The sequence below is a fragment of the Ramlibacter alkalitolerans genome, assembly GCF_016722765.1.
Taxonomy (GTDB): Bacteria; Pseudomonadota; Gammaproteobacteria; order Burkholderiales; family Burkholderiaceae_C; genus Ramlibacter; species Ramlibacter alkalitolerans.
On the sequence record NZ_JAEQND010000004.1, the window covers coordinates 311,142 to 324,847 of the forward strand.

15 protein-coding genes are annotated in these 13,706 nt (G+C 69.1%); 1 reads left to right on the forward strand and 14 read right to left on the reverse strand.

Features of this window, described 5'->3' with window-relative positions; all coding sequences use genetic code 11:
- Positions 1-2: 2 nt before the first annotated feature.
- The 6 genes from JI746_RS08935 to JI746_RS08960 form a co-directional block, all read right to left on the reverse strand.
- Complete coding sequence (locus JI746_RS08935) at positions 3-413, reverse strand: bactofilin family protein (protein WP_201688625.1); 411 nt, start codon at positions 411-413, stop codon at positions 3-5.
- Between the two features lie 261 nt (positions 414-674).
- Positions 675-1,025 (reverse strand): hypothetical protein, encoded by a 351-nt coding sequence (locus tag JI746_RS08940; RefSeq protein ID WP_236599677.1) that lies wholly within the window; start codon positions 1,023-1,025, stop codon positions 675-677.
- A 180-nt stretch (positions 1,026-1,205) separates the two neighbouring features.
- Positions 1,206-1,850, reverse strand: a complete 645-nt coding sequence (locus tag JI746_RS08945) for a glutathione S-transferase family protein (protein WP_201688629.1) — start codon at positions 1,848-1,850, stop codon at positions 1,206-1,208.
- A 46-nt stretch (positions 1,851-1,896) separates the two neighbouring features.
- Complete coding sequence (locus tag JI746_RS08950; protein ID WP_201688634.1) at positions 1,897-2,316, reverse strand: VOC family protein; 420 nt, start codon at positions 2,314-2,316, stop codon at positions 1,897-1,899.
- A 120-nt stretch (positions 2,317-2,436) separates the two neighbouring features.
- Positions 2,437-3,663 carry an MFS transporter gene (locus tag JI746_RS08955; RefSeq protein ID WP_201688635.1) on the reverse strand — a complete coding sequence of 409 codons (1,227 nt, stop codon included), beginning with the start codon at positions 3,661-3,663 and terminating at the stop codon, positions 2,437-2,439.
- A 489-nt stretch (positions 3,664-4,152) separates the two neighbouring features.
- Positions 4,153-4,650, reverse strand: a complete 498-nt coding sequence (locus tag JI746_RS08960; protein WP_201688637.1) for a C40 family peptidase — start codon at positions 4,648-4,650, stop codon at positions 4,153-4,155.
- Positions 4,651-4,731: 81 nt separating this feature from the next.
- On the opposite strand from JI746_RS08960, the gene JI746_RS08965 reads away from it, so the two are divergent.
- The gene (locus JI746_RS08965; RefSeq protein ID WP_236599678.1) at positions 4,732-5,367 is read left to right on the forward strand and encodes a ProQ/FINO family protein; all 636 of its coding nucleotides are present in this window, start codon (positions 4,732-4,734) and stop codon (positions 5,365-5,367) included.
- A gap of 284 nt (positions 5,368-5,651) precedes the next feature.
- On the opposite strand, the gene JI746_RS08970 is transcribed toward JI746_RS08965, so the two are convergent.
- The 8 genes from JI746_RS08970 to JI746_RS09005 all read right to left on the reverse strand — a co-directional run bounded on the left by JI746_RS08970 (position 5,652) and on the right by JI746_RS09005 (position 13,689).
- The gene (locus JI746_RS08970) at positions 5,652-6,302 is read right to left on the reverse strand and encodes a hemerythrin domain-containing protein (protein ID WP_201688643.1); all 651 of its coding nucleotides are present in this window, start codon (positions 6,300-6,302) and stop codon (positions 5,652-5,654) included.
- Between the two features lie 124 nt (positions 6,303-6,426).
- Positions 6,427-7,059: a CoxG family protein gene (locus JI746_RS08975; RefSeq protein WP_236599679.1), complete on the reverse strand. Its 633-nt coding sequence runs from the start codon at positions 7,057-7,059 to the stop codon at positions 6,427-6,429.
- The gene (locus JI746_RS08980) at positions 7,056-7,940 is read right to left on the reverse strand and encodes an NAD(P)-dependent oxidoreductase (RefSeq protein ID WP_201688644.1); all 885 of its coding nucleotides are present in this window, start codon (positions 7,938-7,940) and stop codon (positions 7,056-7,058) included. The genes JI746_RS08975 and JI746_RS08980 overlap by 4 nt, the downstream gene beginning before the upstream one ends.
- The gene (locus JI746_RS08985; protein WP_201688645.1) at positions 7,937-10,309 is read right to left on the reverse strand and encodes a xanthine dehydrogenase family protein molybdopterin-binding subunit; all 2,373 of its coding nucleotides are present in this window, start codon (positions 10,307-10,309) and stop codon (positions 7,937-7,939) included. The genes JI746_RS08980 and JI746_RS08985 overlap by 4 nt, the downstream gene beginning before the upstream one ends.
- Entirely contained in the window at positions 10,306-10,794 is a 489-nt protein-coding gene (locus tag JI746_RS08990) for a (2Fe-2S)-binding protein (protein WP_201688647.1), read from the reverse strand. The genes JI746_RS08985 and JI746_RS08990 overlap by 4 nt, the downstream gene beginning before the upstream one ends.
- Positions 10,791-11,663, reverse strand: coding sequence for an FAD binding domain-containing protein (locus JI746_RS28185; protein ID WP_201688649.1), 873 nt, complete (start codon positions 11,661-11,663; stop codon positions 10,791-10,793). The genes JI746_RS08990 and JI746_RS28185 overlap by 4 nt, the downstream gene beginning before the upstream one ends.
- 7 nt (positions 11,664-11,670) lie before the next feature.
- Complete coding sequence (locus tag JI746_RS09000; protein ID WP_201688650.1) at positions 11,671-12,771, reverse strand: ABC transporter ATP-binding protein; 1,101 nt, start codon at positions 12,769-12,771, stop codon at positions 11,671-11,673.
- A 9-nt stretch (positions 12,772-12,780) separates the two neighbouring features.
- Complete coding sequence (locus JI746_RS09005; RefSeq protein WP_201688652.1) at positions 12,781-13,689, reverse strand: carbohydrate ABC transporter permease; 909 nt, start codon at positions 13,687-13,689, stop codon at positions 12,781-12,783.
- Positions 13,690-13,706 lie beyond the last annotated feature (17 nt).

Here is a 13,706-nt window from a genome sequence, read left to right on the forward strand (position 1 = left end):
GATCAGGCGCTCTTCGCAGCCAGCCTGATGATGGCCTTGTCTTCGTCGGAGGAGGCGCTCGCGGCGGCCATGGGCCGCAACTGGCCGAAGATGGTCGCGCCCTGGTGCATCTCGAGCGTCACGTACTGGACGTCGCCCTCGATCCTGGCCTTCGGCTGCAACTCCAGCAGTTCGCGCGCTTCGACGGAACCCTTGACGGTCCCGTTGATGATCACGTGGTCGGCCTTCAGGCCGCCTTCCACCACCGCGCCCTCGGAGATGACCAGGAGGCTGCCCGCCTCGCCGTTCGCCTGGATCGCGCCGTAGACCTCACCGTCGACCCTCAGGCCTTCCTCGAACTTCATGTCGCCATCGATGCGCGTGCCGTGCGCGATCAGGGTCTTGATGGCGGCCTGGTCTTTCTTGCCGAACATGGGATTCTCCTCAACGATGTGGCTGCACAGACAATGGCAGGATGCTGCCCGGGCAGCGCGTCGCAGCGAAGGCGACGCTGGTCCGAATTCGTGTCGGACGGCTGCCTGCCCGTACGCCATGAGCCAGCCCGCGGGGCGCCGCGCCCCGTCCGACGGCGCGGCGCCGGACGGCAAAGCCCGCGCCGAGCGGGGCACTCACATGCGCGGCACAAGGCCAGCGTCTCCGAAGGGAAGAAGCGCCCCCCGGCGGGCGCGCGGAACCTACTGGTCCGCGTCGGGCGCTGTCGTGTACCTTGCGAATTCGGCCTGCAGCATCGGCAGCAAGGCAGGCGCCACCCGCGGGCGGGTGACCAGCGTCGCGCCGGTTCCCTTCAGGCGTCGGAACACTTCGGGAATGGCCTGCTCGCGCAGCTCCGCTTCGTCTCGCGGCAGGATCGTGACCACCGGCTGGCCGTTCGCCTGGCGCAGGTTGATGAGGAACTGGCAGCCGCTCGTGTTCCAGGCCTCCTCGCGCGCGCGCAGGTCGGGAAACTGCTCCATCCACTCGCGGAAAGCCGCCTGGCCGGTGTCGCTCCGGTCGGCGACGAGGGCGACGAAGCTGGCGCGGTTCAAGGCGTCTGCTGCGTTCACCCGGGTGGTTTGCGCTGGCATCTCGCCAGCCAGTTGCCTGCGACGCGCTTCCCCCATTCCGCTCTCCCTGTTGAGTTGGAATGCATCTTACGCGGCCCACCGCGAGGCGCCAAGGCCGCCAACCCTCTCGTCCGCGCGCAAGGCGTCAGGCCCGTCGTGGGCTCACGTTGCTTGCACCCGGGCGCGGTAGCTGTCGATCGCGCGCTTCCATGCGGGGCGCGCGAAGCAGCGGTCCCGATAGGCCCTGACCCGCTCGTTCGGCGCCAGCAACGCGTCGTCCTGGATGCCGGAGAGCACGTGCGCCATCAGGATGTCGGCGACGGTGAAGTTCTCCGTCGCCACCCAGTCACGGCCTTCGAGCCAGCGATCGAGCTGGGGCAGGCGCATTTCCGCCCAGCCCCGCACGAAGCCGCGGTAGTTGGCGCAAGCGCTCTCCGGCTCCACCCAGTCGATCATGTTGAGGCTCATGAGCGGGAGTTCGAGCGAGTTCAAGGCCGCGAAACACCAGCGCGTCACCTGCGCCTCGCCCGCGAGGTCCGCCGGCATCAGCTGGCCGGACTTGCGCGCCAGGTAGATCAGGATGGCGGCCGACTCGGACAGGATCACGCCGTCATCCTCGATGGCCGGGAGCTGTTCGAAGGGGCTCAGCCGCCGATAGGCCGGCGTGTTCAGTTCGTGCGCGGGATGATCGAGCCCCACCATCTCGAAGGGCAGCTGCATCTCCTCGAGCGCCCACAGCACGCGCAGGTCCCGCGTCTTGCCATGGGCACCCTTGTTGACCTTCGAAAAACCATGGACCTTCAGCATCGCGCCTCCCCTGTCGTGTCCGCCGGGACCGATCCTCGCCATCGCCTCACGAATGGGCGCCGCATGGCGCCGCCGCCGGGTCCATCCAGAACGCGCCCCACAGGTGGCCGTCGGGGTCGGCGAGGTCGCGCGAGTACATGAAGCCGTCATCCTCCGCCGGATTCGCGTCGGCCTGCCCGCCATGGGCGGCCGCGGCGCGGTTGATGGCGTCGACGGCCTCGCGGCTGTCCATCGCCAGGGAGAGCATCGAGCCGCTCGAGCCGGCCGGCGGGAACGGGCGCTGCGTGAGGGTGCGCCACTTCGCGTGGGTGAGCAGCATGACCACGACGGCCTCGCTCCAGGCCATGCAGGCCGTGGAGTCGTCGCTGAAGCGCGCGTTCTCCTCGAAGCCCAGGGCCTGGTAGAAGGCGCTCGAGGCCCGCAGGTCGCTGACGGGCAGGCTGATGAAGAGGGTCCTGGTTCGCATGGGGGTCTCCTTCCGGTGGATCAGGGCCGTTGTTGCCCATCCCTGCATGACGAACGACCCGCGGCCGGATCGACACCCGTGCCGCATCGGCGGGCGCCGCGGAGACGCCGCAGCCCGCGGCTACGCCGGATTGGCGACGCCCTGGGGCTGGGTGCGCTTCGGTGCCGGGGTGGCGGGGAGCTGGCTCAGGATCAGGAGCGAGGTCACCGCGGTGGCGGTCATCACGCCCAGCAGGGTGCCGAAGCCGGCCTGCTTCACCACGGGGCCGATCAGCCAGACGGCGATCGAACTCGCGCCGAGCGAGACGGCCAGCCGCATGCCCGAGACGCGGGAGCGCATGCTGTCGTCGACGAAGCGCACGATCATGGCGTCGGTGAACGGGATCGCGCCGAAGATCGCCGCCATGAACAGGAATTGCAGGCCGTAGAAGACCCACCCGTCCGACACGGTCGCCAGCCCCAGCAGGACGGCCTGCGCGGCGACGATGCCCAGGTAGAGCCGCTTGAGCGGCATCCGGTCGATGAGGTGCCCGACGATCACCTGGGTGAGCGAGGCGGCCGTGTACACGCCGGCGAGCAGCGCGCCGATGCGGGCGGGATCCTGCAGGATGCTGCGCAGCCGGTCGGCGAGCAGTTCGTAGTTGCTGTTGGTGGAGAAGTTGAACAGCAGGCTTCCGCTGGTCGCCGCGACCGTCATCACCAGCAGCAGCCTGGCCATCGGAATGCCTGCAGGCACCGCGCCGGAACTGCCCTTCTTCCGCGCGGGCGCAGCCTGCTCGCGGGTGGCGAGCACGGCGAAGACAGCACCGAACACGAGGCACAGCGCACCCGGCACGGCGAAGGCCATGCGCCAGCCCACGTACTTCACGAGATAGCCGGTGGTCACGGCCGCGACGGCCACGCCGAGGTTGCCGACCAGCCCGTTGATGCCGATCGTCAGGCCGGGACGGACCGCCGTCTGCACGAGCATCGGTATCCCCACCGGGTGGTAGATCGAGGCGAAGGCGCCCAGGAGCGCGAGCGCGAGCGCCATCTGCATGGGCGATTGCGTGGCGCTCACCAGCAGGGCGGCGGCCCCCATGCCGAAGAAGAAGACGAGCATCATCTTGCGCCGGCCCCAGTGGTCCCCCAGCTTGCCGGAAGGCAAGGCGCCGATGCCGAAGAAGAAGAAGGCTCCCACGCCGTAGGGCATGAGGTCTTCCCACCGCGCGACGCCGAAGTCCGCCGCGATGCTGGTCACCGCCGTGGCGAAGATCAGCAGGAACATGTGGTCGATGGCGTGACCGATGTTCAGGAGCCACTGGGTGGCCATCGAGTTGCGGGGTCGGCCAAGCGGGAAAGTGTCCATGCTGCGCATTGTGACGACAGCGGCTCGGGCGGCAACCTGTCGCTGCGGCGCAGGCCCTGAAGTTTCCCCCAATTGCGGCGAAGTGCCGTCAGGCTGCAGTTGCGGTTGCGCGGTGCAGGCGCGTCGCGGCCCCGGGGTCGGCGAGCGGGCCACCTGGCCGCTTCTTGCGCCGGATAGGAGTTGCCGAAAACCTGACTTCCTGGTCAGGTATTTGCAACCGCGTGTTTCTGTGCGAAACTAAAGACTAGCTTCCGTCGAGGGGAGCTGGACTTCACGGGTCGCTCTCCGAACAGGGAGCGGCCCTTTCTTTTTGCTTTCGGCCCCAAAGTGCCAGCAAACAGGAACAGGCGTTCCTGTCGCAGCTTCGGGCGCGCCGTCATGATGCATGCATCTCGCACCGGCTACCCCTCCCCTCGACAGCGAGAACAACACGCGGCCGCCCATGAGCGGCCGCTTTCTTTCTCCGGGGTGCCGCCACCGGCGCGGCGCTCAGGCGCGCCGGTAATCGAGCAGCCGGGTGTTCCAGTAGCGCTCCCGCAGGTTGTCGAGGCGAACGGTTCCTCCGGTGCTCGGCGCGTGCACGAAGCGCGACTCGCCTGCATGGATGGCCGCGTGCGACGGTGAACCGCCGCTCCCGAAGATCACCAGGTCCCCGGGGCGCAAGTCGCCGGCGGCCACGGACTGGCCCCAGCGGCTGATCTGCGCGACGGTCCGCGGCGGTGCAATCCTGGCCGATTGCCGGTACACGTAGCCGATCAAGCCGCTGCAATCGAAGCCCGAGTCTGGCGTGTTCCCGCCGTACCGGTAGGGCGTGCCGACCAGGCCGAGCGCGAGGAACGCTGCCTCCCCGGCCTGCGGGTCGGACATCGGGGAAGGCCGAAGGGCCGCACCCCGGCCGCCGACCTGCCCTGGCGCGGCACAGCCGCCCAGGCTGGCCAGGGCAAGCCAGCCCGCCGCAGCGACCCATCCTCGCCTTTCGACATCCATGGTGCAATCGTACCTTCACGTCCGCCGATGGATCACCCGCACGCGTGCTCGCGCGTGGGGACGAAGAACATGACCAGAACCATGACCCAAGACTCGACCGCCACTCCCCCGGTTGCGCGCGGACAGGCCGCCGCACGCAAGGCGCCCCGGCCCGTGCACCCGCTCCTGCACAAACTGTTCGAGCTGTACCCCCGGCTGTTCGGTGCCCGCTTCCTTCCCCTCAAGATCGGCATCTACCAGGACCTGGTGGCAGCGCACCCGGAGGCGCTGCCCGCGGCGGAACTGAAGGTGGCGCTCGGGCTGCACACGCGTTCCACGCGCTACATCGAGGCCGTGGCCGCCGGCCTGGCTCGCCACGACCTGCAAGGCAAGCCCGTGGAGCCGGTGGCGCCGGAGCACGTGCATCACGCCATCCTGGAGCTGTACAAGCGCCGCAGCGGCAGGGGGCCGGAGCAGGCGCGCGAGCGTGCCGTCGCGCAACTGGCGGCTGCCATCGAGGCCTCCGGCCTGAGCCGCGAAGCCTACCGCGAGCGCTTCACCTCGCCCGACGACGACGTGCATTCGATGCTGGAGGAAGCGCTGTCGGTGATGGCGCAAAGGGCGGCGCGCCGCGAAGCCTTGCAGAACGCCTTCCAGGCCAGCGGCAAGACGATGGCCGAATTCGCCGAGATGTACGGCCTGGATCCGAACGAGGCCAGGAGGTTGCTGGCGCAGTGAAAAGGGAGCGGCCGCTCATGGGCGGCCGCGTTTTGTACTCGCTGTCGAAGGGAGGATCGGTAGCAGGTGCGAGATGGATGCATCATGCCCGGCCGTCCGGAGGTGCAACAGGAACGCGTGTTCCTTTTGCCTGGCACTTTGGGGCCGAAACAAAAGAAAAGGCCGCTCTCTTGTGCAGGGAGCGGCCCGGGAAGTTCAGCTCCCCTCGACGGAAGCTAGCGTTCAGTTTCTCACAGAAACACGTGGTTGCAAATACCTGATGTTTTGGTGAGGGTTTTCCGGCGTCACCGCAGGAAGAACTCCTGCCACTCCAGTTCCGTCCACCACTCGGCCTCGAGTCCGTCGCAGGTCTCCCCGTGGGCGCGGCACATGAAGCAGCCGTCACCGCGCGTGAGCGAGGCGTCGGCCAGCGGCCGGTAGCGAAGTCGCAAGCGCGCACCCTCCTCGCGCGCCGCTGCCTCTGCCGGGCTCATCGCGCGATCCGGCAACTCGAAGATGCCGTTGCGGCCAAGCCGCTCCTCCCCCTCGACGTAGAGGACGGAGTTCTCCGCGTCGATATGGCGCCAGAGTGCGTGCGAGTAGCGGATGGCAAGGCGCCGAAGGCGATCACGATCGTCCGCGGACCGCGGCCCCTGCGCGAGGAAAGGCGTCATCTCGCCTAGCCACTCGCCCATCTCCGCGTGTTCGCGCAGGAGTGCGTGCACCGGTCCGCTCGTGGCGGGCAGGTCCGCATCGGTCACCAGTGCCTTGAAGAACACGCCCTCCTCCCGATCGTGATGGAAGTGGCCGGCGAACTCGACGAAGAAGGCGGCGAAGCGTCTGCCGTCATCCGGGTCCGCAGTCCCGTCGGCCAGGCCGTCGACATACGTGCGAAAGGAACCGAGCACCTGGTCGATCAGCACGTGTTCGTCCTGGAAGGCGTCGATCAGCTTCATCGTGGATCCGCGTTGTGTACGGCTCGATTCTCGACAAGGCTGGTTGGATTCGTGCGATCCCCATGCCACGGTCCCGGGTAACGTCACCGGATCGTCTGCCGCCCCACGCCGCCTCCTCGATTCCTCATCGGGCGAGCAGCGCCAGGCAATACCCCAGCGCCAACGCGAGGCCGCTGGTGAACACCACCAGCCACGCAGGCACCGGTGCACCCAGGCCGCCGCCAGCCGTTACGAGGGCTGGCGAGGGCCGTGCCTGCGCCGTGCCGGCGGTGCTCACCGGCTGCGGCAGCGCCTCGCCGACGGAAGCAGGCGCGCCCCCGAGCTGCCGCGTGAAGGCGGCGAAGAAGTCGTCGGCATTCTTCTTCGCCACCGCCTGCATCAGCCGGCTGCCGACGCTCGCCAGCTTGCCGCCGATCTCGGCCTGCGCCGTGTAGCGCAGCACCGTCTGCTCGCCGCGCGGCTGCAGCAGGACGCGCGAACTCATCTTCGCGAAGCCGGCAGCGCCGCCCTGCCCCCGGCCGGTGAGCGTATAGCCGTTGGGCGCGTCCAGCTCCGACAGCTGCACGTTGCCGCGAAAGGTGGCCGACACCGGGCCGACACGCGTCGTGACGATGGCGTGGAATTCGGTGTCCGAGACTTTCTCCAGCGCCTGGCAGCCAGCGATGCTCGCCTTGAGCACCGCGGCATCGTTGAGTGCTGCCCAGACCTGCTGCTGCGGCGCCGGGACCAGGTATTCACCCGTGATTTCCATGCTCATGCCCGCGCTCCGTAAAGGCGCGAAAGGGCCTGCGTTCCCTCGCGGGCATGCCCCTGGTCCACCAGCTGCGCATACAGCTTGCGGGCCTGCTCGGCGCCGGGCAGTTGCAGCCCCAGGCGGTCGGCCTCCGCCAGCGCAATCGAGAGGTCCTTCAGGAAATGCTCGATCATGAATCCGGGCGCCAGGTCGCCCTCGACGATCTTCGGGCCCATCACGCTCAGCTGGAAGCTGCCCGCCGCGCCGCCGGAGATGCACTGCAGCACCAGGTCGGGGTCCAGGCCCGCGGAGCGCGCGTAGGCGAGCCCTTCGCACACGCCCATGATCGTGGAGGCGATCACCAGCTGGTTGCACATCTTGGTGTGCTGGCCGGTGCCCGCGCCGCCGGTGTGCACGATCGTCTTGCCCATGCGCTGCAGGACCGGCAGCGCCTGCGCGAACGCCTCCGTGTCGCCCCCGACCATGATCGACAGCCGGGCCTCGCGCGCGCCGAGGTCGCCCCCGGAAACCGGTGCGTCCAGCGCACGGCAGCCGCGTGCGGCGGCTTCGCGTGCCAGTCGCTGTGCCAGCTCAGGACTGGAGGTGGTCATGTCGATCAGTAGCGCGCCACGGGCACGCGTGAGCACGCCTTCCGCGCCCAGCCAGACCTCTTCCACGTCGCGGGGATATCCGACCATGGTGATGACCACGTCGGAGCCGGCCGCCACCGCGCCCGGCGTGTCGCACCAGACGGCACCGCGGCCCACCAGCGCGCGCGCCTTGTCGGCGGAGCGGTTGTACACGCGCAGCGGGTGGCCGGCCGCCAGCAGGTGGCCGGCCATGCTCTGGCCCATGATGCCGAACCCGACGAATCCGATCCGGGCGGGACTTGTCGCTTCACTCATTGCTTGTTCTCCGTCGCTTGCTTGCCGCGCAGCAGGCTGCGCAGGTAGATCGGGCTGATCGGTTGGCTCTCGGCCCGCACGCCGAACGGCGCGAGTGCATCGTTCACCGCGTTCATGAGGGCGCCGATCGCACCCATCACGCCACCTTCGGCCATGCCCTTGATGCCAGCGGGCGTGCTGCGGTTTGGGGTGTGCATCGGGATGAGCTCGATGCGCGGAATCTCGTGGGCCGTCGCGACCAGGTAGTCGGCCAGCGAGCCCGACAGGTTCTGTCCGGTTTGCGGGTCGTAGGCGACGTGCTCCATCAGCGATCCGGACAGGCCCATGGCGATCGCGCCGTGCTGCTGCCCCTCCACCACGACCGGACTGAGCACGGTGCCGCAGTCTTCCGCCGCCACGTAGCGCTCGATCCGCACGCCGCCCGTCACCACGTCCAGCCGCACGATGCACGCGTGACTGGAGTTCGAATAGGTCATGGGCGGCGGCTCGTACGTCTTGTGGAACTCCAGGCCGGGGCTCACGCCCGGCGGCAGCGCCAGCGGGTCGAGGTAGGCGATGCGGGCGATGTCCGCCAGCGCGAGGCCGGCGTCCTGCCAGGCCCCGTCCGCATGCTGCTGCACTCGGCCGTCCTGCATCCGCACCGCGTCCAGCGGAACCTGAAGCCGGTGGGCGCCGATGGCCAGCACCGCCCGGCGCGCATCCTGCGCGCACAGGTACAGCGTGCCGCCGCCTGCCGTGCCGCCGCGCGCGCCCCGGCTTCCCATGCCGTAAGGCGCCACGTCGGTGTGTCCCAGGTGGATCTTCACGCACGACGAGGGCACGCCCAGGCCCTCGGCCACCGCTTGCGCCAGCGCCGTCTCGTAACCCTGCCCGGTTGCGCCCAGGCCCACGGACGCATTGACCACGCCGGACGGCTCGATGCGCACCCAGGCCGCTTCGTGGCCCGAGCCCGGGATGCCGGCGGCCTTGTAGAACTTCGATCCGTAGGTCGTGGACTCGACCACCGTGCAGATCCCCAGGCCCAGCACCTCGCCGCGGCGGCGGGCCTGCGCCTGCCGCTGCCGGAACGCGTCGTAGTCGATCGCCGCCAGCACGCCTTCCAGCGTCTCGCGCGGCGTGATGTCGGCCAGCACCTCGCCGGTGGCCATGGTGTAGGGATAGTCCCGCGCCTGCAGCAGGTTGAGCCGGCGCACGGCCACGGGGTCCAGTCCCAGTTCGCGGGCGACGTTGTCGATGGTGCCGTCCATGAGCCAGCTGGTGATCGCCATCGGGGCGCGCATCGGCCCGTTGCCCACCTTGTTGGACACCACCACCTTCACGTCGTAGCGATAGTTGGCAATGCGGTAGGGTCCGGTGATGATCATCGCCACCACCCGCGCCAGGTAGTTGCCGGGATAGAAGCTGTAGGCGCCGAAGTCCTCCAGGATCTCCAGGTCGAGCGCCAGGATCCGGCCCTGGGCGTCGACCGCCACCCGGGTGCGGCACTGGTCCTCGCGCGCCTGCGACGAGGCCAGCAGGTTCTCCATGCGGTCCTCGCGCCAGCGTACCGGCCGCTCCAGCAGCATCGCGGCGACGGCCACCGTGAGCTCCTCGCGGTACAGGGCGATCTTCTGGCCGAAGCCGCCGCCGACGTCGGGCGAAACGACCGTCACCTGCGATTCGGACAGGCGCAGGCGCCCGGCGAGCGTCGTGCGGTACGGGTGCGGCACCTGGGTTCCGACCTGGAACAGGAGGTGCTGCCGGCCCGCATCCCAGCTGGCGATGCAGCCGCGGGTCTCGATCGGCAGGTGCGTCTGGCGCTGCATCGAGAAGCTGCTCTCGACGACGCGGTGAGCCCCGCGCATCGCCGCCTCCACCTCCCCGTGCGAGGCATGCTGGTGCGACAGCAGGTTGGACGCCATCGCGTCATCCACCCGGGGCGCATTGGCGGCGAGCGCCTGCGCGATGGTGGCCACGGCCGGCAGGACCTCGTACTCCACGCTGACGCGCTCGGCGGCGTCTTCCGCCAGGTAGCGGTTGGTGGCGATCACGCACGCCACCGGGTCGCCCTGGAAGCGCACCTTGTCGATCGGTAGCGTGTCCGCTTCCATCGGCTGCAGTCCGTCGATGGTCGGCGCCATGCGGTGGCGCGTCGTGTGCGGCGCGATGTCGCGGCCGGTGTAGACGGCGACCACGCCGGGCATCTCGCGCGCCGCGGTGGCGTCGATCGAGGCGATGCGCGCATGCGCGTGCGGCGAGCGCACGAAGCAGGCGTGCAGCGCACCGGGCACCACGATGTCGTCGATGTAGCGGCCGCGGCCGGTGAGCAGCCGGGCGTCCTCGCGGCGCGGCTCGTGGCGGCCGATGGAGCGAAAGCCGGCGTCGGTCACGCGGGTGCTCCTTCGCGCAGTCGGCTCGCCGCCAGCAGGATGGCGTCGACGATGTTCTGGTAGCCGGTACAGCGGCACAGGTTCCCCGAGAGTGCTTCGCGCACCTGGGCCTCCGTCGGATCGGGGTTGTCCTTCAGGAACGGTTCGAAGGTCATGACGATGCCTGGCGTGCAGAAGCCGCACTGCAGGCCGTGGCATTCGTGCAGCGCCTGTTGCAGCACCGACAGCTGCTGCGGGGTCCCGACGGATTCGACGGTCTCGATCTCGTGGCCTTCCATCTGCACGGCGAAGCACAGGCAGGACCGCTGTGGGCGGCCATCGATCACCACGGTGCAGGCGCCGCAAACGCCGTGTTCGCAGCCGACGTGGGTGCCGGTCAGGCCGCAATCCTCGCGCAGCGCGTCGGACAGCAGTTTGCGCGCCGGCGCCTCGAACTCGATGTTCCTGCCGTTGACGGTGAGGATGATGTGCTGCTGGTCGCTCATGCGGGCACCCCGCTCCTTTCAAGGCAGCGGGCGAGCGCGCGCGCCACGAGGGTCTCGGCCAGTTCCTTGCGGTACACCGCGGGCACGCGCGGCTGGTCCTCGGGCGTGACCGCGTCGCGGGCCGCGCGGGCGACTTCGGCGACCCAGTCGACGGAGGCCACGCGGCCGCGGAAAGCCTGCGCCACCGCGTCCAGCCGCTGCGGCACCGGCGCGACGCCGCCCACGCCGAGGCGCAGGCTGCTGACACGGCCGTTCTCGAGCGCCAGCGTGACGGCGACCGCGACGATCGCGTAGTCACCGTGGCGCTGGTTGAACATGCGCCAGACGGACACCTCGCCGGGCACCGCGCAGGGATAGCTCACGGACAGCACCATCTCGGTGGGCTCCAGCGCGGTGGTCATCGCCGAGAGCAGGAAGTCGTCGGCCTCGAGCACGCGCTGCGCACCCTTGCGGGCGAGCGTCAGCCGCGCGCCGAGGGTCATCGCCACCAGCGCGTGCTGCGCCGCCGGGTCGGCGTGCGCCAGGCTGCCGCCCAGCGTTCCGCGCTCGCGGATCGCGCCATGGCCGATGGTGCGCGCCGCCTGCCCCAGCAAGGGGCAGTGTCCGGCGGCGAGCGGCGACTCGGCCAGCGTGCGGTGACGCGCCAGCGCCCCGACTTCCAGCCGCTCGCCGCAAACGCGCACCTGCGCCAGCTCGCTCAGGTCGTTGAGGTCCACCAGGTGGGCCGGGCTGGCCAGGCGCATGTTCATCATCGGCACCAGGCTCTGCCCGCCGGCCAGCGGCTTGGCGTCGTCGCCGAAGCGCGCGAGCAGCTCCAGCGCCTCGTCGACGCTGGCCGGCCGGTGGTAGCTGAAGGCAGCGGGTTTCACCGGCGCCTCAGGCCCAGAGCAGGTTGTCGGTCGTGTCCGGGTCGAACACGTGCAGCCGGTTCAGGTTGATCGCCAGCCGGGCCTGCTCGCCGGCCTGGTACCGGCACTCCTTGCCGACCCGGAAGAACATCTTGGCCTCGGCCACTTCGATTTCCAGGAACTGGTCCGAGCCGACTGGCAGCACCGACAGGATGCGGCCGCTGAGGAAGGCGCCCTCGGTCGCGACGTCCGCTTCGGCCACGTCCTCGGCGCGGATGCCCAGCACCACCTCCCGCCCGTCGTAGCCGGAGAGCTTGCTGGCCGCTTCGGCCGGCAGCGTGAACATGGTGCCGCCGTTGCGGAAGACCAGGCGGTACTGGGTGTGGCGCAGCTGGCCCTTGAGGAAGTTGATCGGCGGGTTGCCCAGGAAGGACGCCACGAACATGTTGCTCGGACGCTCGTAGATCGCGTCCGGCGAGCCGATCTGCTGCACCACGCCGCCTCGCATCACGACGATGCGGTCGGCCAGCGTCAGCGCTTCCGCCTGGTCGTGCGTGACGTAGACGAAGGTCGTCTGCATCGCCTCGTGCAGCTGCTTGATCTCCGCCCGCATGGAAATGCGCAGGGCGGCGTCCAGGTTGGAGAGCGGTTCGTCCATCAGGAAGACCTGGGGCTTGCGCACCATCGCGCGGCCGAGTGCCACGCGCTGGCGCTGACCGCCGGAGAGCTGGTCGGGCCGGCGCTCCAGCAGAGGCTCGATCTCCAGCCGGCGCGCGGCGTCGCGCACGCGGCGGTCGATCTCCGCCTTCTCGAACTTGCGCATCTTCAGGCCGAAGGCGATGTTGTCGTACACCGTCTTGTGCGGATACAGGGCGTAGCTCTGGAACACCATCGCCACGTCCCGCTTGTGCGGCGGCACGGTGTTCATCACCTCGGTGTCGAAGCGCAGGTTGCCGTCGGTGACGTCTTCCAGCCCCGCGATCATGTTCAGCGTGGTCGATTTGCCGCAGCCGGACGGGCCGAGCAGGACCAGGAACTCCTTGTCGGCGATCTCGAGGTTGAGGTCCTCGAGCGCGGTGTAGCCGTTGGGATACTGCTTGCGGACGGATTCGAACTGGATGCGTGCCATGGTGGTGCCTTAACCCTTGACGGCGCCGGCGGTGAGGCCGGAGACGATGTAGCGCTCGAAGACGATGGCGATCAGCACCGGGGGCACGATCGCCAGCACGCCGGCGGCGTTGATGAATGAGAAGCTGATGTTGAAGTCCGACGTGAAGGACGCCACGACAATGGGCATCGTCTGCGAAGCCGTGGTCTGCGTGAACATCAGCGCCAGCAGGAACTCGTTCCAGCTGGTGAGGAAGGTGAACAGCACCACCGCGACCAGGGAGGGCAGCGCCAGCGGCAGGAACACCAGCACCAGCGTTTGCAGTCGCGAACAGCCGTCGACGCGCGCGGCCTTGTCCAGTTCATCGGGCAGCGACTCGAAGTAGCCGGTGAGGATGAAGATGCTGAAGGGGATCGTGATCGCGAGGTACGTGATCACCAGCGACAGCAGGTTGTCCATCAGCCCCAGCTTCTGGACGAACAGGAAGAATGGCACCACCAGCGCGATGTCGGGGATGACCCGCGTGGACAGCATGAAGTAGATGGAGGTCTTGCGCCCGATGAAACGGATCTTGGCCATCGCGTAGGCGGCCGGCACGCTCACCAGCAGGTTCAGCACCACCACCGCGATGGCAACGATGAAGCTGTTCTTCATGGCGGGAAGCAGGTTGGCCGCCGTCGACGGGATGAAGCCGCCGGTGGCCGTGTCGCCTTGCCTGCGCGTCTCGTAGGTCACCCTCTCGTCGGGCGCCTTGAAGATGGCACGGAAGTTCTGCGCCGTCGGGGCATGCGGTACCCAGTGCGGTGGCACCGAGGTGATCTCCGCCTCCGACTGCAGGGAGGACGACAGCAGCCAGGCGATCGGCGCCAGCACGTACAGGGAGAACAGCAGCGAGCCGATGAACAGCAGCGCGCGGTGGCCGGGAATCAACTTGTTCATGGAAAGGCCCTGCGCGC